Here is a 17987-nt window from a genome sequence, read left to right as displayed (position 1 = left end):
GCTCGGCGCTACAGGAGCGGAATGCCGGGCCAGGCCCGGCGACAGGTCAATCCTGCTTCAACAACTGCACCAGCTGGCGCAGCCGATACGGCTTGGGCAGGAACTCCACCTGTTCCGGCAGCGGCGGCAGCTGCGAACGGGCATAGCCGGACGACAGGATCATCCGCGCCTGCGGTTGTTCGCGCGCCACATGCTCGCTCAGCTCGATGCCGGACATGCCGTTGGGCATGCTGACGTCGCTGAACACTACGTCGAAACGTGCTTCGCCCTTCAGCAGGGCGGCGGCCTCATGCGCGTCAGCGGTCGTGGCCACATCGATGCCAAGGTCGCGCAGGGCCAGGCCGATCATTTCACGCAGATCGGTCTGGTCTTCCACCATCAATACGCGGATCGGGTCATCGGTCATCGGCAGGGTCCTCCATTGCGGGGAGCAGCAGGCTGACCGTGGTGCCGACACCGGGCGTGGTGGACACGTCGACGAAGCCGCCGCTCTGGGTAGTGAATCCGAACACCTGGCTCAGGCCCAGGCCGCTGCCCTTGCCGATGTCCTTGGTGGTGAAGAAGGGCTCGGTGGCCCGTTCGGCGATGTCGGCCGCCATTCCGTGGCCATCATCGCAGACGCTGAGCGTGACATAGCCCCGTTGCAGCGTGGAGTCCGCATCCGGGTCGAGCCGATGCTCCAATGCGGTGCCGATCAGGATGCGGCCGCCTTCGAGGGTGGCATCGGCGGCATTGGCCACCAGGTTGGCCAGCGCAGCCTGCAACTGCATCGCATCGGTGTTCACCAGGGGCAGGCCGGGTGTGAGCCGTAACTCCAGCGGCACCGCAGGCGGACAGGCGCGCTGCAGGTCCGGCAGCCATTGCAGTACCAGGGCATTGATGTCCAGTGGCTCGCGGATCAGGGTCTGGCCGGTGCTGAACGCCAGCAACTGACGGGTCAACAGCGCGCCGCGGTCGGTGGCTGCCTGTGCAGCATCCAGCAGCTCGGCGGCACGCGCATCGTCACCGCTTACACGCAGTGAGAGCAGGTCCAGCGCGTTGCCGATGGTGGTCAGCAGGTTGTTGAATTCGTGCGAAAGGCCGCGGCTGAGGCGGCCGACGGTTTCGAACTGCTGGGTGTTGCGCAGCGCACGCTGGGCGTCGCGCAGCAGTCGTTGTGCCTGCCACTGCTCGGTGATGTCGCGGGTGATCTTGACGAAGCCGAGCAGCTCGCCTGCCTCGACGACCGGCTCGATGACCACGCTGGCACGGAACGAGGAGCCATCGCGACGTACCCGCCACCCTTCACTGGCAACGTGGCCATGTTGAGCTGCATGGCGGAGCAGGCGCTGCGGTTCCCCCGCCTCGCGATCGGCAGCCAGATAGAAACGGCCAAAGTGCGTGCCTACCACTTCATCGGCTGAATAGCCCTTGATGCGCTCCGCGCCCGGGTTCCAGCTGCAGACCATGCCATCAGGATCAAGCAGGTACAGCGCATGGTCGCGCACGCTGTCGATCAGCAGTCGCAGTTGGCGTGAAGGGTCCGTCAGCACGGACGTCGTAGAGGCGGCAGCGTCCACGTGGAAATGAGCATTACCCCTGGGAGGGACGTGAAGCTAGGCAGTGCAGTGTGAAGAGTGTGTGGAGGCATGGCACGTGCCATTCGTACTGTGCGGCTGAATACGACACGGGGTACCATCTCCCACCTTTATTTCCTGGAACCGACCTGCATGCGTCCTGGTGCGACCACGCGTGACCGCTGGATCTGGATGACCTCCGCCGTCCTGCTGGGGGCGACCATCGCCCTGGAACTGGTGGTTCCACTGGGCTATGCCGTCTGGCTGGCGTACTTCCTCGCTGTTGGCGTCACGCTGTTCCAGCGCAGTGCGCGCGCGCCGTTCATCGTGGCCGTCGTCGCCTGCGTCCTGTTGATCATTGGCTACAACGTCGCTCCGGCCAGCTCCAACTCGGCGTTCTCGCTGGTCAACCGAAGCATCGGCGGCTGTGCGTTCCTGATGATCGCGTTGATCGTCTCCCGCGCCATCCAGGCGCGGCGCGAAGCGATGCGGGCGCTGTGGCTGCAGGAAGCCGAGAACGCGGTGGCGATGAGCCTGCGCGGTGACCTGGGTCCGGAGCAGATCGCCGAGGCCGCGGCAACCAGCCTGGGGGCCCAACTGCAGGCGGATGTCGCCGCCGTCTACCGCCTGGAAGGGGGGCGACTGCAGCTGACCGGTGGCCTGGCATTGCCGTCCGGCATGCCGGCGTCGCTGGCATTGCAGGAGGGCGTGGCCGGGCAGGTGGCGCGGGACGAACGCATCCGCCACCTGCACGGGGGTGACGATTCGGTGCTTGAGCTGCAGACCAGCCTGGGGCGCTTGCCGGTGCGCGAGCGCATCCTGGCGCCGATCAGCAGCGATGGTGCGGTCGTGGGCATCGTTGAACTGGGACGCACCCGCGCCGGCGAACAGGATCAACTCGATGTCGAGCTGCTGGAGCGCTGTGCAGAGACCATCGGCATGGCGCTGCGCGCATCACTGCTGCGTGCACAGTTGGTGATGCTGCTGGAGGAATCCCAGCGCCAGGGCGAGGAGCTGCAGGCCCAGCAGGAAGAGCTGCGCGTGGCCAATGAGGAACTGGAAGAGCAGAGCCGCAGCCTGCTGCAGTCGCAGAGCCATCTGGAAGAACAGCAGGCCGAGCTGGAACAGAGCAACGTCCAGCTGGAAGAGCGCACCCACGAGCTGGAGGCGCAGAAGCAGGCGCTGCTGGTCGCGCAGAGCCAGCTGGTGCGCAACAGCAACGAACTGGCCGCCACCTCGCGCTACAAGTCCGAGTTCCTGGCCAACATGTCGCATGAACTGCGTACGCCGCTGAACAGCTCGCTGATCCTGGCCAAGCTGCTGGCCGACAACAAGGACGGCACGCTCACCGAAGAACAGGTGAAGTATGCGCGCGCGATCCTGTCGTCCAACAACGACCTGCTGTCGCTGATCAATGACATCCTGGACCTGTCGCGCATCGAGGCCGGCCACGTCGAGCTGGCCGATGAAGTGGTGGTGACGGACAGCGTGCTGCAGCGCCTGCGCGAGACCTTCGAGCCGATGGCGCGGCAGAAGGGCCTGGCCCTGCAGATCGAGGCCGATGCGCTGGCGCCGAGCCAGCTGGTGGTCGACAGCCAGCGCCTGCAGCAGATCCTGAAGAACCTGCTGGCCAATGCGGTGAAGTTCACCGAGCATGGAAAGGTCAGCCTGCACGTGCGTGCGGGCGGCCAGGGCCGCATCCGGTTCGAGGTCTGCGACAGCGGTATCGGCATTGCCCGCGAGCAGCTGCAGGTCATCTTCGAGGCGTTCCGCCAGGCCGATGGCAGCACCCGCCGCCGCTACGGTGGCACCGGCCTGGGGCTGTCGATCTCGCGCGATCTGGCCGAGCGCATGGGCGGCAGCATCCAGGTCGACAGTGAACCGGGCCGCGGCAGCTGCTTCATCCTGGAACTGCCGTTGCAGGGTGCGCCCGCATCGAACGCCACTGACATCTCTGCGGCGCCCGTGGCGGCGCCCGCCACGGCCGCTGTGCCGGCGATGCCGGTACCTGCAGCGGCCGCGGTGGCGCCGACCACGACGGTGCCCAGCGTGGCCGATGACCGCGGTCGTCGCCAACGCGCTGGCCGCTTGATCCTGGCCGTTGAGGACGACGCCACGTTCGCCGAAGCACTGGTGGCCCTGGCCCATGAACTGGACTTTGACTGCGTGGTGGCCGGGACCGCCGAAGAGGCGCTGACCCTGGCCAGCGAACTGCGCCCGAACGGCATCCTGCTCGATATCGGCCTGCCGGACGTGTCCGGCCTGAGCGTACTGGAGCGCCTGAAGCGCAACCCCGATACCCGGCATATCCCGGTGCACGTGGTCTCGGCGATGGACCGCAGCCAGGTGGCGCGCGAGCTGGGCGCGATTGGTTTCGCGATCAAGCCGACCACGCGCGAGCGTCTGGTGTCGGCCATCGAGCAGCTGGAGCAGACCAGCCAGCGCGACGTGCGGCGTCTGCTGATCGTCGAGGACGACAGTGAGCTGCGCCACAACCTGGAACTGCTGCTGGGCCGTGATCAGCTGCAGATTGTCGCGGTGGGCACTCTGGCCGGTGCGCTGGAGCAGCTGAGCACGGTCACGTTCGACTGCATGGTGATGGACCTGTCGCTGCCCGACGGCAGTGGTTACGACCTGCTCGAGCACATGGCCGGCAACGATGATGTCGGCTTCCCGCCGGTGATCGTCTACACCGGCCGTGCGCTCAACCGCGAGGAAGAGCAGCGCCTGCGCCGCTACTCCAAGAGCATCATCATCAAGGGCGCGCGCTCGCCCGAGCGCCTGCTGGATGAAGTGACCCTGTTCCTGCACAGCGTGGAGGCCAGCCTGCCGACCGACCAGCAGCGCCTGCTGCGCGAGGCACGCCGCCGTGACACCGTGCTCGATGGACGCACCGTGCTGCTGGCCGAGGATGACGTGCGCAACATCTTCGCGCTGTCCAGCGTGCTCGAGCCGCTGGGCGTGACGCTGGAGATCGCGCGCAACGGCCAGGAAGCGGTGGATCGCCTGGCCGAGCGCGACGTCGACCTGGTGCTGATGGACATCATGATGCCGGAGAAGGATGGCCTGGCCGCGATGCGCGAGATCCGCGCGCAGCGTCACCTGCAGGACCTGCCGATCATCGCGCTGACCGCCAAGGCGATGCCCGATGACCGTGAGCGCTGCCTGCAGGCCGGTGCCAACGACTATATCGCCAAGCCCATCGACGTCGACAAGCTGGTCTCGCTGTGCCGGGTCTGGTGCTCGCGGCAATGAACGAACAGGCCCTGTTCGACCTGGAACTGAAGGTCCTGCTGGAGGCGCTGTACCAGCGTTACCACTACGATTTCCGCAGCTATGCGGTGTCATCGCTGCGCCGGCGCATGCGCCAGGCGATGCAGCGCTACGAGTGCGAACGGCTGGTCGACCTGCAGTACCGGCTGCTGCACGAGCCGGAACTGTTCGCCCAGGCCATGCAGTTCTTCACCGTGCAGGTCTCGGAAATGTTCCGTGACCCTGCGTACTTCCGTGAGCTGCGCGAGCAGGTGGTGCCGGTACTGCGCACCTATCCCTCGGTGAAGCTGTGGGTGGCCGGTTGCAGCACCGGCGAGGAAGTGTGGTCGCTGGCGATCCTGCTGCACGAAGAGGGCCTGCTTGATCGCAGCATCGTCTATGCCACCGACATCAATCCGGCCGCGCTGGCCACCGCCGAGGCGGGTGCCTATGGCATCGACCGGATGGCCCAGTTCAGCCGCAACTACCTGGCCGCCGGCGGCACGGCGTCGCTGTCCGACTACTACGCCACCGCCTACGATGGTGCGGTGTTCGACCGCCAGCTGCGTCGCAACGTGGTGTTCGCCGACCACAGCCTGGCTACCGATACCGTGTTCTCCGAAGTGCACCTGGTGTCGTGCCGCAACGTGCTGATCTATTTCAACCGCGATCTGCAGGACCGCGCCGTCGGCCTGTTCCGCGAAGCGCTGGTGCACCGTGGCTTCCTTGGCCTGGGCAGCAAGGAGTCGCTGCAGTTCGGGTGCCACCATGACGCCTTCGATGTCTGTTCGCGCGAGCATCGCCTGTACCGGAAGGTGGTCTGATGGCGTTGCCGGCGCGTCCAGCCGTGCTGGTGATCGGCGCGTCCGCCGGTGGCGTGGCCGCCCTGCAGGCGGTACTTGGTGCACTGCCGGGTACGCTGCCGGTACCGGTACTGGCCGTGCTGCACCTGCCGCGTGACCGTACCAGCCGCATCGCCGAGGTGCTGGCGCCGTACTGCGCGTTGCCGGTGCGCGAAGCCGAAGACAAGCAGCCGTTGCAGCCGGGAACGGTGACGTTCGCGCCGCCGGATTACCACCTGCTGGTGGAGGACGAGGGGGCGGTGGCGTTGTCGGTGGATGCGCCGGTGCTGTTTTCCCGTCCGGCCATCGATCCGCTGTTCGACTCCGCTGCTGCAGTGTTCGGCAGGCAGGTATTGGCCCTGCTGCTGACCGGTGCCAGCAGCGATGGTAGTGAAGGCGTGGCTGCGGTGCGCGCCGCCGGTGGCCGTGCCTGGCTGCAATGTCCCGAGGAGGCCGAGGCGTCGATGATGCCGGCTTCCGCCCTGCAGCATGCCGGCGCCGATGCCGTGCTGCCCCTTGAACTGATGTGTCGCCGCCTGAAGGAGTTGTTTGCATGAACCTGTTGCCACCGGACCCTGCGCAGCCGCAGACCCCGGTCAACCTGCTGATCGTCGATGACGTGCCGCAGAACCTGGTAGCCATGCAGGCCCTGCTGCAGCGAGAAGGGGTCAACCTGCTGCTGGCCGGCTCGGGTGCGCAGGCGCTGGAGTTGCTGCTCGAGCACGAGGTGGCATTGGCCCTGCTTGACGTGCACATGCCGGAGATCGATGGCTTCACCCTGGCCGAACTGATGCGCGGTTCGCATCGCAGCCGCGACGTGCCGATCATCTTCCTGACCGCCTCCCCGGATGATCCCCTGCGCGTGTTCAAGGGCTACGAGAGCGGCGCGGTCGATTTCCTGCACAAGCCGGTGGCGCCGCAGGTGATCCTGAGCAAGGTCAATGTCTTCATCGAGCTGTACCAGCAGCGGCAGCTGCTGAAGGCGCGCAACGAGGCGCTGGAACGCGCGCTCAAGCTCAACGAAACGATGGCTGCGGTACTGACCCACGACCTGCGCACGCCGCTGTCGGCCATTCTGCTGTGTGCCGACAAGCTGGCGCTGGATCTTCCCGAAGACAACACTGGCGCGCAGCAGACGCTGCAGTACCTGGAGGCCAGCACCCTGCGCATGGCGCGCATGGTCGAGCAGTTGCTGGACTTCTCGCGGATCCGCAGCGGCGGCCTGCGCCTGCAGGCCAGTGCCTGCGACCTGGCCGACGTGACCCGCGCAGTGGTGGCTGAGGCGGGCAGTGCGCATGGGGCAGGCCGGATCCATCTGGACATGCACGGTGATACGCGGCTGCAGGGCGATCTGGACCGTCTCGGCCAGGTTGCCGCCAACCTGGTCGGTAATGCGCTGACCCACGGCAGCGAGGCGAGGGTGGAGGTGGACGGGCGCGACCCCCGCAGCGTGCTGTTGCGTGTGAGCAACGCCGGCCAGATCGACGACGCGCTGCTGCCGCGATTGTTCGAGCCGTTCAAGGCCAGCTTCCACCAGAGCAAGGGCCTGGGGCTGGGTCTGTACATCGTCGATCAGTTCGTGCGCGCGCATGGGGGGCGTATCGCCGCGCGCAACGAGGCCGGGCAGGTGGTCTTCGAAGCCCTGCTGCCGAGGCGCGTCGAGGGGCTGCCTGCAGCAGCAACCTGAATTCTTCAGGAAACGCCCGCGGGCGTTGAGACGGACTCGTCCGCAACTGCTACCGTGGGTGTACATCTTGTCAAGGAAGCACCATGCCACTGCGTGCCATCGCCTATGTCAGCCAGGCGCTGCCGGATCTTTCCGCTGAACGGTTGCGGGCGCTGGTCGACGATGCAGCCCGCTTCAACAAGATGGCGGGCGTGACCGGTGTGCTGCTGCATGACGGCGGGCGATTCCTGCAGTACATCGAGGGGCCGCCGGACGGTATCGATTCGGTCTATGAGCGCATCCTGCAGGCCGGCAGCCATGTCGACATCATCGAGCTGGCGCGCGGCCGCCTCGGCCAGCGCCAGTTTCCGTACTGGTCGATGCGCGCGTTGCCGGTGGAAGAGGCGCTGCTGCGCCAGCTGTCATCCAGCGACTGGTCGGGTTTTACCCGTGCCCTCCAGGGCGATCGTTCCGCGCCGACGCCGGTGGATCTGCTCGACAACGTCGTGCAGCCAGTCCTGCACGCCGGCTGAGCGTCAACGCGAGGTGCCGCCGCAGTAGGCGGCATGCAGCGCCTGCAGCACGCCCAGTGCGGGCCCTTCAATCACGCGGTAGTGGATCGCCTGCGCTTCGCGCCGGGTCGCGACGATGTCCAGTTCGCGCAGCACCGCCAGATGTTGTGACAGCGCTGATGCGCTGAGTCCGGTCAGTGCCTGCAGTTCCGGCACCGGCGCCTCACCTTCGACCAAGCGGCATAACACACGCAGCCGCGCAGGATGGGCCAGGCTCTTGAGCAGGGCTGCAGCCTGCGAGGCGTGCTCGGCCATGGCGGCGCTGTCGAGCGGGGGGCGGGCCATGGTTGACCTGTGGATTTAGAAAAAGCTAATTTAGAAAAAGCTAAATCAAAAGGCAAGCGAATGTACGGAATGGGCGGAGGCAGGTCATGACCCTGCCGTGGGCCGCGGTGGCGGGGGGCGCGGTGATCGGTGCGGCGGCGGTGGTGCTGCTGGCAACCACGGGCCGGGTGGCCGGCATCAGTGGCATCGCTGCTGGCAGTGTGCGTGCCGCGCCAGGTGAGCGAGGTTGGCGCTGGGCGTTCCTGCTCGGCCTGCTGGCTGCTGCAGGGTTGGTGATGTGGTGGCAGGCCGCGCCAGGGCAAGCGCCCCGCGCCCTGCTGCGTGATGCCTTGCCGGCGTGGCAGCTGGTCGGTGCCGGCCTGCTGGTCGGCTTCGGTACGCAGTTGGGCAATGGCTGCACCAGTGGTCACGGGGTCTGCGGCCTGGCCCGCGGCTCAAAACGGTCGCTGCTGGCGGTGCTGGTGTTCATGGCCTGCGCGATGCTGACCACGTTCCTGATCCGTCACGGCGGAGGCTTGGCATGAGCCGCGCGATGGTGGCCGCCGGTGCGGCAGGCGCGCTTTTCGGCGCAGGCCTGGCGTTGGCCGGCATGACCGATCCGCGCCGCATCCTCGGTTTCCTCGACATCGCCGGCGATTTCGATCCTACCTTGGCCTGGGTGCTGGCCTCTGCACTGCTGGTCAGCGCGGTTGGCCAGCGCTGGGTGCTGCGGCGCGCGCGTCCGTCCTGCGCAACGCGCTTCCAATTGCCCGCTGCGCGCGGTGTCGATCTGCGCCTGGTGCTGGGCGCGGCGTTGTTCGGCATCGGCTGGGGCTGGGCAGGCTATTGCCCGGGCCCTGCCATCGCCGGGCTGGCGGTGGGATCGCGCGAGGCGCTGTGGTTCGTGCCGGCGATGCTTGCGGGTTTCTGGCTGCACGATCGCGTGCTTCGCTGAGGCTTCACCGCTGTGTCACCTTGCATGGAGTCATATCCAAGGACCACGGGGAAAGGAGCGTAATGACATGGCACGGATGAAGTGGAAGGAAATGGCACTGCTTGCGGCTGCATTGGTCGCAGCAGCACCAGCGCTGGCCTGCACGCGTGCGGTGTACCTGGGCGACAACGGCGATGTGATCACCGCGCGCTCGATGGACTGGAAGGTCGATGTGGCGACCAACCTCTACATACTGCCGCGCGGCATTGCCCGCATCGGTCAGGCCGGCCCGAAGTCGTTGGCCTGGACCGCGCGCTACGGTTCGGTGGTGGCCACCGGCTACGACGTGTCGACCACCGATGGCATGAACGAAAAGGGCCTGGTGGCCAACCTGCTGTGGCTGGTCGAGTCGGAGTATCCACAGCAGCGTGGCAACAAACCGGGCCTGGCGATTTCGTTGTGGGCACAGTACGTGCTGGACAACTTCGCTACGGTGGAGGAGGCAGTGGCAGCGCTGAAGCGTGAGCCGTACTCCATCGTCACCGACAAGGTGCCCGGCGAAGATCGACAGGCGACGCTGCACCTGTCGCTGTCCGATGCCAGCGGCGACAGCGCCATCGTCGAGTACATCGGCGGTCGCCAGGTGATCCACCATGACCGGCGCTATCAGGTGATGACCAACTCGCCGATCTTCGAGCAGCAGCTGGCGCTCAACACCTACTGGCAGCAGATCGGCGGCACGGTGATGCTGCCGGGTACCAACCGCTCCGCGGACCGTTTCGCGCGCGCCTCGTTCTACATCAACGCCATTCCCAAGGCCGAGGATCCGGTGGTGGCGCTGGCCAGTGTGTTCAGCGTGATCCGCAACACCTCGGTGCCGTACGGCATCACCACGCCGGGCGAGCCGAACATCTCATCCACACGCTGGCGCACCGTGGCTGACCACAAGCGGCGGCTGTACTTCTTCGAATCGGCGCTGACCCCGAACACCTTCTGGGTCGATCTGAACAAGGTCGATTTCGGCGGCAAGGTGCTCAAGCTCGATCTCGGCCCGGACCAGCGCAATACCTTCGCTGGCGATGCACTGGGTCACTTCGTGCCCAGCGCACCGTTCACCTTCCTCGGCGTCGACGGTTAGTTCGACGCCTGGCTGGAGGCCGGGTAGACCGCCTGGATCGCGCAGCTGCCGCGGGTGTACTGCGGCAGCGGGGCGATGCTCTCACTGCGCAGATCGTCTGTCTCGAACTCGGCAGCCATGATCCGGTCGCCAGGATTGCCGCAGATCAAGCCATTCTGCAGGCCCGAGTGGAAGCTCAGCTGCGGCGCGCGGTCGAGCTGGCGGCAGTGGCTGCCGAGTTCGACCCGGTAGTAGCGATGGCCACCATTGCGGCGCGGATTGGTCTCCACCAGCATGCCCTGCGGGTCGGAGGACCAGGCGCGCACGTTGCGCGTGGCAAAGCAGTAGGACGGTGAGCCGCCGAAGCTGCGGCGTACCTCCTTGCGTTCGCGGATGGTCACGGCGGGCAGGGTGGCCGTGCGCAGGCGGTCGCTGTCGCGGGCGACACTGGCGTAGTCACGATCCTGCAGCGGGGTGACCGCGCTGATGGCGCATCGGCGGCCGTCGACCACGACGCGTTCGCTGGGGCGGCCGCAGGCCCAGCCGGCGGGGGCTTCCAGTTTCAACGAGGTGGCACCGCGGACGCCGGGGCAATCTTCGTTGAAGTCGATCCGATAGGCCTGGCCGGAGGCGGCGCGCAGTGCGATCGAGCGCGGTGAAGCCTGCTCCACTTCCTGTACGCCGACAGCGTCCATGCAGTGCGGAGCCGGTGGCGTACGCTCCTGTGCGGAGGCCGAAGCTGCGAGCATCAGGCCGAGGCTGGTGGCGAGCACCGGGGACACCTGCTGATGGGTCATGTCCTGCACTCCCTGCGTTGGATGACGGATCGACTATAGCAGCGGTTTGCACGGCCGTTGTTACACGCGCACACTGCGCGGATGGGCGCGATCTTCCATCTGCGGCACTACGGGCAGGCCACTGGCCTGGATCGGCATGACTACGCGCAGTGGGTGCTCCCGCTGCAGGGTGAGCTGCAGTTCGAGATGGAAGGGCGCGGTGGTCGGCTGGACCTGCTGCAGGGGGCTTTTGTTGCCGCCGGCGAAGCGCATGACCAGATGGCTGACGGTCCCAATGGGTTCGTGATCGTTGACTGTCCTCCGGGCGTGCTCGATGACGGCACGCAGGAGCATCTGTGCCGGCAGCGCTGGCTGCATCTGCCGCTGGCATTGCGTCGGCGCCTGGCCGAGGTGCAGGCAGGGCAGCCGCTGCCGGCGCTGCTGCCGCAGTTGCTGCAGGTATTTGCACCTGCTGGCAGTGGCGCGCGCATGCAGGGCCTGTGTGCGGCGGTGCAGGCCGACCCCGGGCGTGCGTGGCCGGTGGCGCGCATGGCTGCGTTCGTCGGGGTCAGCGAGAGCCGGTTGCACGCGCTGTTCCAGCAGGAGTTCGGGCTCAGCCCGCAAGCCTGGCTCAGTGCGTGCCGGTTGCGCTGGGCCAAGCATCGGTTGCGCACCAGCACGGCGCCGATCAGCGATATCGCGCTGGCCGCAGGCTATTCCGAGCAGAGCGCACTGACCCGTGCGCTGCGCCGCGAGTGTGGCCAGACCCCGGCCGCGTGGCGCAGGAGCGCCGGCTGATCTGTAGAGCCGAGCCCACGCTCGGCTGCCCTTATCTGCACAAGGGCGAATCGCAGCCGAGCATGGGCTCGGCCCTACAGAGGTGACAAGGCAGTAGCCTGGGTCAAGAGCGCCCAGCGGCCAGCGCTTACACTGCGCGGCCCGTTCTCTCCCCCCGAAGAACCCGAATGCGCAACAACCCGATGGCCCTGGGCATCGCCAATGGCGTTGCCGCCGGCGCACTGTGGGGCGTGGTTTTCCTCGCGCCCGCCGTGCTGCAGTCGTTCAACGCCCTGCAACTGTCGGCCGGTCGCTATCTGGTCTACGGCCTGATCGCCGTAGCCCTGCTGCTGCCGCGATGGAAGCGGCTGGCGCCGCGGCTGGGCCGCGCCGAATGGATCGGCCTGCTGTGGCTGAGCCTGGCCGGGAACCTCGTGTATTTCCTGCTGCTGGCCACGGCGGTGCAGTGGGCCGGTGGCGCGGCGGCGTCCTTGATTGTCGGCCTGATTCCGGTGGTGGTCACCCTGGTTGGCGTGCGCGAGCAGGGGGCGGTACCGCTGAGGCAGCTGCTGCCGGCGCTGGGCCTGTGCGTGCTCGGGGTGGGACTGGTTGGCTGGGAAGCGCTGATGTCCGAGCACCTGGCAACCCCGTGGCGGCAGCGCCTGATCGGCCTGCTGTGCGCGGTCGGCGCGCTGTTCTCGTGGGCGTTGTACTCGATCGGCAACAGCCGCTGGCTGGCGCGCCGACCGGACCTGTCCAGCCATGACTGGTCGCTGCTGACCGGCGTGACGACTGGCGGCCTGGCCCTGCTGCTGGTGCCGATGGCCTTCATCGGTCACACCGACGGGCACACAGCGGCACAGTGGAGTGGTTTCTGGGCGATCAGCGCCGGTGTGGCAGTGGTGGCCTCGATCCTCGGCAACGCATTCTGGAACCGCGCCAGCCGCCTGCTGCCACTGACCCTGACCGGCCAGATGATCGTGTTCGAGACTTTGTTCGCGCTGCTGTATGCCTTCGCCTGGCAGCAGCGCTGGCCGACGCTGCTGGAAGCGCTGGCCATCGTGTTGCTGCTGTCCGGCGTGATGCGGTGCGCGCATGCCCACCGCACGCCGCGGGCGATCGCCGAACATGCCGGCTGAATGCGCTCGTCAAGCGTGCTGATGCCCGCTTGGTCTCAGATGCAACCAAATGCCCGCACGTTGGCCGATGATCGCCGCAATGGTTTTTTGCATCGCAGCACTTGACAGCCGCCCGGCGCGCAGTGTTTTCTGTACGCCATGGTTCTTGATGCCGCCCACGCCAGCCTGATCGCCCCCGCCGCCGCGGGCCGTTCGACTGCGCCGGTCGCCACCACCACCATTACCACCACCACCGTCACCACTGCCCTGGTGCGGCCCGTCGTCTTCGTGTAACTCCCGAAAACCACGGCCCCGCACCATACAGGTGGCGGGGAAACTCGACACCTGCATGCGACGGGGCCTCCTGCCGAGGTCTGCATGTCTTCCCACGCCCCCGCTCATCCCGTTGCCCCGGCCGAACTGGCTGCACCGTCCACTGTCGTGCACAAGTTCGGCGGCACCTCGGTGGCCGATGCCGAACGCTATCGCCATGTTGCCGGCCTGCTGCTGGCCCGCCCCGAATCGCTGCAGGTCACTGTCGTCTCGGCGATGAAGGGCGTCACCGACGCGCTGATCGAACTGGCCCAGCTCGCGGCCAAGGGTGATGAAAGCTGGCGTGAAGCGTGGCATGCGCTGCGCGCGCGCCATCGCGGCGCCGCCGTGGCGCTGTTGGGCGAGCAGGTGGGCGAGACGGTCGAATGGATCGACGCCCGCTTTGATCAGCTGGCCGAAGTGCTGGCCGCGCTGGCGGTGATCGGTGAACTGCCGCGCGAGGTCCTGGACCGCGTGCAGGGCCTGGGCGAAGTGTTCTCCGCGCAGCTGCTTGGCACCCACCTGCGGGCGTTGGGCGAAGAGTGTGCGGTGCTCGATGCGCGTGATGTGCTGGTGGTTGGGCACGGTGAACTGGGCGTGGATGTCGACTGGGAAGCCAGTGCCGACCGCCTGGCCAAGTGGCGTCTGCAGCACCCGCAATCGCGCCTGGTTGCCACCGGATTCGTCGCGCGTGATCGCGATGACCGTATCACCACCCTCGGCCGCAACGGCAGCGATTACTCCGGCGCGATCTTCGCCGCGCTGTTCAACGCCGATGAACTGCACATCTGGACCGATGTTGACGGCGTGCTGTCGGCCGACCCGCGGCTGGTGCCTGAAGCCGTGCAGCTGGAATCGCTGAGCTACGACGAAGCCTGCGAACTGGCCTACTTCGGTGCCAAGGTGGTGCATCCGCAGACGATGTCGCCGGCGATCCGCCTGGGCCTGCCGATCTTCATCCGCAACACGTTCCAGCCGGCGCATCCGGGTACGCGCATCAGTGCCGAGCGCTCGCCACGCGGGCCAGTGAAGGGCCTGACCCTGAGCCCCGGGCTGGCCCTGCTGAACCTGGAAGGCACCGGCCTGATCGGTGTACCCGGTACGGCCGAGCGCGTGTTCGCGGCCCTGCGCCAGGCACAGGTGTCGGTGGTGATGATCTCGCAGGGTTCGTCGGAGCATTCGATCTGCTGCGTGGTGCGTGCTGCTGAAGCAGCGCGTGGCCGCGAGGCGCTGCTGCACGCGTTCGCGCACGAATTGTCGGTCGGTCAGGTGCAGCGCGTGCAGGTCAGTGAGGGCGTCAGCGTCCTGGCGGCGGTCGGTGACGGCATGGCCGGCCAGCCCGGTGTGGCCGCACGCCTGTTCGAGGCATTGGGGCGTGCGCAGGTGAACATTCTTGCGATCGCACAGGGCTCGTCCGAACGCAACATCTCGGTCGCGGTGGACAGCGCCGATGCCACCCGCGCGCTGCGCGCGGCGCATGCCGGTTTCTGGCTGTCGCCGCAGACCTTCGCGGTCGGTGTGATCGGGCCGGGCAATGTCGGTGCCGCACTGCTGGACCAGCTGCTGGCGGCCCGCCCGCAGCTGCTGGCCAAGGCCAATGTCGACCTGCGCCTGCGTGCACTGGCCTCACGCTCGCGCATGCGGTTGGAAGTGGACGGCCTGCACGCCGACTGGCGGGAGGCTCTGCAGGGCGCCGGCGAGTGCAGCGATCTGGATCGCTTCACCGAACACCTGCTGGCCGCGCACCTGCCGCATGCGGTGGTGATCGACTGCAGCGGCAGCGCCGAGGTGGCCGAGCGCTACGAGGGCTGGCTGGCGGCCGGCATCCATGTGGTCACCCCGAACAAGCAGGCCGGGGCCGGGCCGCTGCCGCGCTACCAGCGCATCCGCGCCGCGGCGGCGGCAAGTGGCGCACGCTTCCGCTACGAGGCTACGGTGGGTGCAGGCCTGCCGGTGATCACCACGCTGCGTGACCTGGTTGATACCGGTGATGAAGTGCTGGCGATCGAGGGCATCTTCTCCGGCACGCTGGCCTGGCTGTTCAACCGCTTCGATGGCAGCCAGCCGTTCTCGCAGCTGGTCGCGCAGGCGCGGTCGATGGGCTACACCGAGCCGGACCCGCGCGATGACCTGTCCGGCGTGGACGTGGCGCGCAAGCTGGTGATCCTGGCGCGCGAGGCCGGCCACGCACTCAGCCTGGAACAGGTACAGGTGGAAAGCCTGGTGCCGGCGCTGCTGCGCGAGGGTAGCGTGGATGACTTCATGGCGCGGCTGGGCGAGTCCGATGCCAGCCTGCTTCAGCGCCTGCAGGACGCGCGGGCGCGTGGCGCGGTGCTGCGCTACGTGGCGCAGCTGGGTGCCGGCGGCGCCTCGGTGGGCCTGCAGGAACTGCCCGCCGATCACGCCTTCGCCAACCTGCGGCTGACCGACAACGTGGTGCAGTTCCGTACCCGCCGTTACTGCGACAATCCGTTGGTGGTGCAGGGGCCGGGCGCTGGCCCGGAAGTCACAGCGGCCGGTGTGTTCGCCGACCTGCTGCGGGTGGCCGCCGGCGAAGGAGCGCGGCTGTGATCGCACGTGCGTTCGCGCCTGCGTCGGTGGCCAACGTGGCGGTGGGCTTCGACATTCTTGGTCATGCCATTGCCGGTGTTGGCGATACCGTGAGCGTGCGCCGCATCGATGAACCGGTGGTGCGCATCGATGCGATACGTGGCAGTGCGGTTGAGCTGCCACTGGATGCGGCTGGAAACACCGCAGGTGCTGCGCTGATGTCGCTGCGCGCAGGGCTGGCCCTGGACTTCGGATTCGCGGTGGAGATCGACAAGGACATTCCGTTCGGCTCCGGCATGGGCGGTTCGGCAGCGTCGTGCGTCGCTGCGCTGGTCGCCGCCAATGCACTGCTGGATGCGCCGCTGACGCGCGAGGCGCTGTATCCATTTGCGCTGGATGGCGAGGCGGTGGCCAGTGGTGGCCGTCACGGTGACAACGTGGGGCCATTGCTGCTGGGCGGGCTTGCACTGTGCACGGCCGACCGCCTGCTGCCGATTCCGGTACCGGCTACCTGGCACAGCCTGCTGGTGCATCCGCACGCGGTACTGGAAACACGCCGCGCACGCCAGGCGCTGCAGAGCAGCTATGCGCTGGGCGAATTCGTGGCACAGAGTGCGAACCTTGCGCTGGTACTCAGTGGCTGCCATCGCAGCGACGCCGCGCTGGTCCGCGCAGGCCTGCGTGATGTGCTGGTGGAGCCTCGCCGCGCCGGCCTGATTGCGGGCTTCGAGGCCGCACGCGATGCGGCGCTGTCTGCGCATGCGATGGGCGCGGGCATTTCGGGCGCTGGCCCCAGCGTGTTCGCCTGGTTCGAGGACGCCGACCAAGCCCGCGCCGCTGCCGCACCGGTGCAGGCGGCATTCGCCGCCGCCGGTTTCGACAGCGATGCCTGGGTGTCGCCGCTGGATGCACCGGGAGCCCGCTTGTGCTGAATCCTTCCCCTTTACTGGATACCCAACCCATGCAATTTGTTTCGACCCGCGGCCAGTCCCCGGCCGTCGGCCTCAGTGCGGCGATCGCTGCAGGATTGGCGCCCGATGGTGGGCTGTATGTTCCGCAGGTGCTGCCGGCGCCACGTGAGCTGCAGGCCGGCGCAACGCTGGCCGATACCGCCGCCGATCTGCTGGCACCGTTCTTCGCAGGTGATGCTCTGGAGGCAGCGCTGCCTTCGATCTGCCGCGAGGCGTTCGACTTCCCGGTGCCACTGCGTGCACTCGGCGACGGCGACCATGTGCTGGAGCTGTTCCATGGGCCGACGGCGGCGTTCAAGGATATCGGTGCGCGCTTCCTGGCCGGAACGCTGTCGCGGCTGCAGGCCGGCAAGGACCGCGACCTGACCATTGTTGTCGCCACGTCCGGCGATACCGGTGCTGCAGTGGCGGCGGCGTTCCATCGCCAGCCGGGCGTGCGCGTGGTGGTGCTGTATCCGGATGGCCGCGTGTCACCGCGGCAGGCGCATCAGCTTGGTTGCTTCGGCGACAACATCCAGGCGCTGCGCGTGGCCGGTGCCTTCGACGACTGCCAGGCCATGGTCAAGCAGGCGCTGGCTGACCGCGAACTACAGGCACAGGTGCCGCTGAGCTCGGCCAACAGCATCAGCCTGGGCCGCCTGCTGCCGCAAATGAGCTACTACGCGCATGCGGCACTGACCCATCATGCTGAAACCCGTCGCCGGCTCAACCTGGTGGTGCCGACCGGCAACCTTGGCAACGCAATGGCTGCGGTGCTGGCGCGTGCGCTGGGTGTGCCGATCGGACAGATCGTGCTGGCCACCAATGCCAATGCGGTACTGCCAGCGTACTTCAGCGGCGGCGACTACCAGCCGCAGGCCAGTGTGGCCACCGTGGCCAATGCAATGGACGTAGGGGCGCCAAGCAACTTCGAACGCCTGCGCTGGCTTTACCACGGAGATGATGCCGAGCTGCGCGCTGCGTTCCGTGCGTTCGCGGTGGACGACGTGACCATCCGCGCCACGATTGCCGCAGCGTATGCGAGCCGCGGCGAACTGTTCTGCCCGCACACGGCGACGGCGGTGAAGGTGCTGCAGGATCTGCGCGCGCGTGGTTCCAAGGGTGACTGGGCGGTGGTGGCTACCGCCCATCCGGCCAAGTTCGAGGCTGTGGTCGAACCGTTGATCGGCGAACCCGTGGCCGTGCCGCCTGCATTGGATGCGTTGTTGCAGCGGCCGGCGCACGCCGAACCGTTGGCCGCCGATTACGCGGCGTTGCGTGAGGTGTTGGCTCCCATGTAG

Annotated in this window: 18 protein-coding genes; 13 read left to right on the top strand and 5 right to left on the bottom strand. The window is 67.4% G+C overall.

Annotated elements, in window-relative coordinates; all coding sequences use genetic code 11:
- Positions 1-46: 46 nt before the first annotated feature.
- Complete coding sequence (locus RI032_RS20445; RefSeq protein WP_071305731.1) at positions 47-406, bottom strand: response regulator; 360 nt, start codon at positions 404-406, stop codon at positions 47-49.
- The gene (locus RI032_RS20440) at positions 396-1559 is read right to left on the bottom strand and encodes a two-component system sensor histidine kinase NtrB (protein ID WP_425603813.1); all 1164 of its coding nucleotides are present in this window, start codon (positions 1557-1559) and stop codon (positions 396-398) included. Before RI032_RS20440 ends, RI032_RS20445 begins: the two co-directional genes overlap by 11 nt.
- Positions 1560-1709: 150 nt before the next feature.
- On the opposite strand from RI032_RS20440, the gene RI032_RS20435 reads away from it, so the two are divergent.
- The 5 genes from RI032_RS20435 (at position 1710) to RI032_RS20415 (ending at position 7849) form a co-directional block, all read left to right on the top strand.
- Complete coding sequence (locus RI032_RS20435) at positions 1710-4811, top strand: response regulator (RefSeq protein ID WP_322547634.1); 3102 nt, start codon at positions 1710-1712, stop codon at positions 4809-4811.
- Positions 4808-5632 carry a CheR family methyltransferase gene (locus RI032_RS20430; protein WP_322547633.1) on the top strand — a complete coding sequence of 275 codons (825 nt, stop codon included), beginning with the start codon at positions 4808-4810 and terminating at the stop codon, positions 5630-5632. The genes RI032_RS20435 and RI032_RS20430 overlap by 4 nt, the downstream gene beginning before the upstream one ends.
- The gene (locus tag RI032_RS20425) at positions 5632-6207 is read left to right on the top strand and encodes a chemotaxis protein CheB (RefSeq protein WP_322547632.1); all 576 of its coding nucleotides are present in this window, start codon (positions 5632-5634) and stop codon (positions 6205-6207) included. The genes RI032_RS20430 and RI032_RS20425 overlap by 1 nt, the downstream gene beginning before the upstream one ends.
- Positions 6204-7337, top strand: a complete 1134-nt coding sequence (locus RI032_RS20420) for a hybrid sensor histidine kinase/response regulator (protein WP_164193083.1) — start codon at positions 6204-6206, stop codon at positions 7335-7337. The genes RI032_RS20425 and RI032_RS20420 overlap by 4 nt, the downstream gene beginning before the upstream one ends.
- Before the next feature lie 83 nt (positions 7338-7420).
- Positions 7421-7849 (top strand): BLUF domain-containing protein, encoded by a 429-nt coding sequence (locus RI032_RS20415; RefSeq protein ID WP_010482608.1) that lies wholly within the window; start codon positions 7421-7423, stop codon positions 7847-7849.
- A 3-nt stretch (positions 7850-7852) separates the two neighbouring features.
- Here RI032_RS20415 and RI032_RS20410 read toward each other — a convergent pair whose 3' ends face one another.
- Positions 7853-8173 carry an ArsR/SmtB family transcription factor gene (locus RI032_RS20410; protein ID WP_019338489.1) on the bottom strand — a complete coding sequence of 107 codons (321 nt, stop codon included), beginning with the start codon at positions 8171-8173 and terminating at the stop codon, positions 7853-7855.
- An 86-nt stretch (positions 8174-8259) separates the two neighbouring features.
- On the opposite strand from RI032_RS20410, the gene RI032_RS20405 reads away from it, so the two are divergent.
- From RI032_RS20405 to RI032_RS20395, 3 genes are all read left to right on the top strand, one after another.
- Complete coding sequence (locus RI032_RS20405) at positions 8260-8697, top strand: YeeE/YedE family protein (RefSeq protein ID WP_322547631.1); 438 nt, start codon at positions 8260-8262, stop codon at positions 8695-8697.
- Positions 8694-9107 (top strand): DUF6691 family protein, encoded by a 414-nt coding sequence (locus tag RI032_RS20400; protein ID WP_322547630.1) that lies wholly within the window; start codon positions 8694-8696, stop codon positions 9105-9107. Before RI032_RS20405 ends, RI032_RS20400 begins: the two co-directional genes overlap by 4 nt.
- A gap of 67 nt (positions 9108-9174) precedes the next feature.
- On the top strand, positions 9175-10224 hold the full coding sequence (locus tag RI032_RS20395; RefSeq protein WP_322547629.1) for a linear amide C-N hydrolase: 1050 nt from the start codon (positions 9175-9177) through the stop codon (positions 10222-10224).
- Here RI032_RS20395 and RI032_RS20390 read toward each other — a convergent pair.
- Positions 10221-11000: a DUF6491 family protein gene (locus RI032_RS20390; RefSeq protein ID WP_197597767.1), complete on the bottom strand. Its 780-nt coding sequence runs from the start codon at positions 10998-11000 to the stop codon at positions 10221-10223. The genes RI032_RS20395 and RI032_RS20390 overlap by 4 nt on opposite strands.
- A gap of 81 nt (positions 11001-11081) precedes the next feature.
- Between RI032_RS20390 and RI032_RS20385 the strand changes: the two genes are divergently transcribed.
- Both RI032_RS20385 and RI032_RS20380 read left to right on the top strand, forming a co-directional pair.
- Positions 11082-11777, top strand: coding sequence for a helix-turn-helix transcriptional regulator (locus RI032_RS20385; protein ID WP_322547628.1), 696 nt, complete (start codon positions 11082-11084; stop codon positions 11775-11777).
- Between the two features lie 167 nt (positions 11778-11944).
- Positions 11945-12895 carry a DMT family transporter gene (locus tag RI032_RS20380; RefSeq protein WP_322547627.1) on the top strand — a complete coding sequence of 317 codons (951 nt, stop codon included), beginning with the start codon at positions 11945-11947 and terminating at the stop codon, positions 12893-12895.
- Positions 12896-12904: 9 nt separating this feature from the next.
- On the opposite strand, the gene RI032_RS20375 is transcribed toward RI032_RS20380, so the two are convergent.
- Positions 12905-13225: a hypothetical protein gene (locus RI032_RS20375; RefSeq protein WP_279938900.1), complete on the bottom strand. Its 321-nt coding sequence runs from the start codon at positions 13223-13225 to the stop codon at positions 12905-12907.
- 27 nt (positions 13226-13252) lie between these two features.
- On the opposite strand from RI032_RS20375, the gene thrA reads away from it, so the two are divergent.
- From thrA to thrC, 3 genes are read left to right on the top strand one after another with little or no spacing between them, the layout of a single operon-like run.
- Entirely contained in the window at positions 13253-15757 is a 2505-nt protein-coding gene (thrA, locus tag RI032_RS20370) for a bifunctional aspartate kinase/homoserine dehydrogenase I (protein WP_279938901.1), read from the top strand.
- The gene (locus RI032_RS20365; protein ID WP_322547626.1) at positions 15754-16668 is read left to right on the top strand and encodes a homoserine kinase; all 915 of its coding nucleotides are present in this window, start codon (positions 15754-15756) and stop codon (positions 16666-16668) included. Before thrA ends, RI032_RS20365 begins: the two co-directional genes overlap by 4 nt.
- Before the next feature lie 29 nt (positions 16669-16697).
- Complete coding sequence (gene thrC / locus RI032_RS20360) at positions 16698-17987, top strand: threonine synthase (protein ID WP_322547625.1); 1290 nt, start codon at positions 16698-16700, stop codon at positions 17985-17987.

This window comes from Stenotrophomonas geniculata (genome assembly GCF_034508895.1).
Classification (GTDB): Bacteria; Pseudomonadota; Gammaproteobacteria; order Xanthomonadales; family Xanthomonadaceae; genus Stenotrophomonas; species Stenotrophomonas geniculata.
The sequence above is the reverse complement of the archived record's forward strand: the minus strand, read 5'-3'. Positions and strand labels throughout refer to the sequence as shown.

What these genes read in the sequence shown, in the direction of transcription:
- RI032_RS20445 (WP_071305731.1), bottom strand. Translation starts at nt 406, where the DNA reads ATGACCGATGACCCGATCCGCGTATTGATGGTGGAAGACCAGACCGAT.
- RI032_RS20435 (WP_322547634.1), top strand. Translation starts at nt 1,710, where the DNA reads ATGCGTCCTGGTGCGACCACGCGTGACCGCTGGATCTGGATGACCTCC.
- RI032_RS20430 (WP_322547633.1), top strand. Translation starts at nt 4,808, where the DNA reads ATGAACGAACAGGCCCTGTTCGACCTGGAACTGAAGGTCCTGCTGGAG.
- RI032_RS20425 (WP_322547632.1), top strand. Translation starts at nt 5,632, where the DNA reads ATGGCGTTGCCGGCGCGTCCAGCCGTGCTGGTGATCGGCGCGTCCGCC.
- RI032_RS20420 (WP_164193083.1), top strand. Translation starts at nt 6,204, where the DNA reads ATGAACCTGTTGCCACCGGACCCTGCGCAGCCGCAGACCCCGGTCAAC.
- RI032_RS20415 (WP_010482608.1), top strand. Translation starts at nt 7,421, where the DNA reads ATGCCACTGCGTGCCATCGCCTATGTCAGCCAGGCGCTGCCGGATCTT.
- RI032_RS20410 (WP_019338489.1), bottom strand. Translation starts at nt 8,173, where the DNA reads ATGGCCCGCCCCCCGCTCGACAGCGCCGCCATGGCCGAGCACGCCTCG.
- RI032_RS20405 (WP_322547631.1), top strand. Translation starts at nt 8,260, where the DNA reads ATGACCCTGCCGTGGGCCGCGGTGGCGGGGGGCGCGGTGATCGGTGCG.
- RI032_RS20400 (WP_322547630.1), top strand. Translation starts at nt 8,694, where the DNA reads ATGAGCCGCGCGATGGTGGCCGCCGGTGCGGCAGGCGCGCTTTTCGGC.
- RI032_RS20395 (WP_322547629.1), top strand. Translation starts at nt 9,175, where the DNA reads ATGGCACGGATGAAGTGGAAGGAAATGGCACTGCTTGCGGCTGCATTG.
- RI032_RS20390 (WP_197597767.1), bottom strand. Translation starts at nt 11,000, where the DNA reads ATGACCCATCAGCAGGTGTCCCCGGTGCTCGCCACCAGCCTCGGCCTG.
- RI032_RS20385 (WP_322547628.1), top strand. Translation starts at nt 11,082, where the DNA reads ATGGGCGCGATCTTCCATCTGCGGCACTACGGGCAGGCCACTGGCCTG.
- RI032_RS20380 (WP_322547627.1), top strand. Translation starts at nt 11,945, where the DNA reads ATGCGCAACAACCCGATGGCCCTGGGCATCGCCAATGGCGTTGCCGCC.
- RI032_RS20375 (WP_279938900.1), bottom strand. Translation starts at nt 13,225, where the DNA reads ATGCAGGTGTCGAGTTTCCCCGCCACCTGTATGGTGCGGGGCCGTGGT.
- thrA (WP_279938901.1), top strand. Translation starts at nt 13,253, where the DNA reads ATGTCTTCCCACGCCCCCGCTCATCCCGTTGCCCCGGCCGAACTGGCT.
- thrC (WP_322547625.1), top strand. Translation starts at nt 16,698, where the DNA reads ATGCAATTTGTTTCGACCCGCGGCCAGTCCCCGGCCGTCGGCCTCAGT.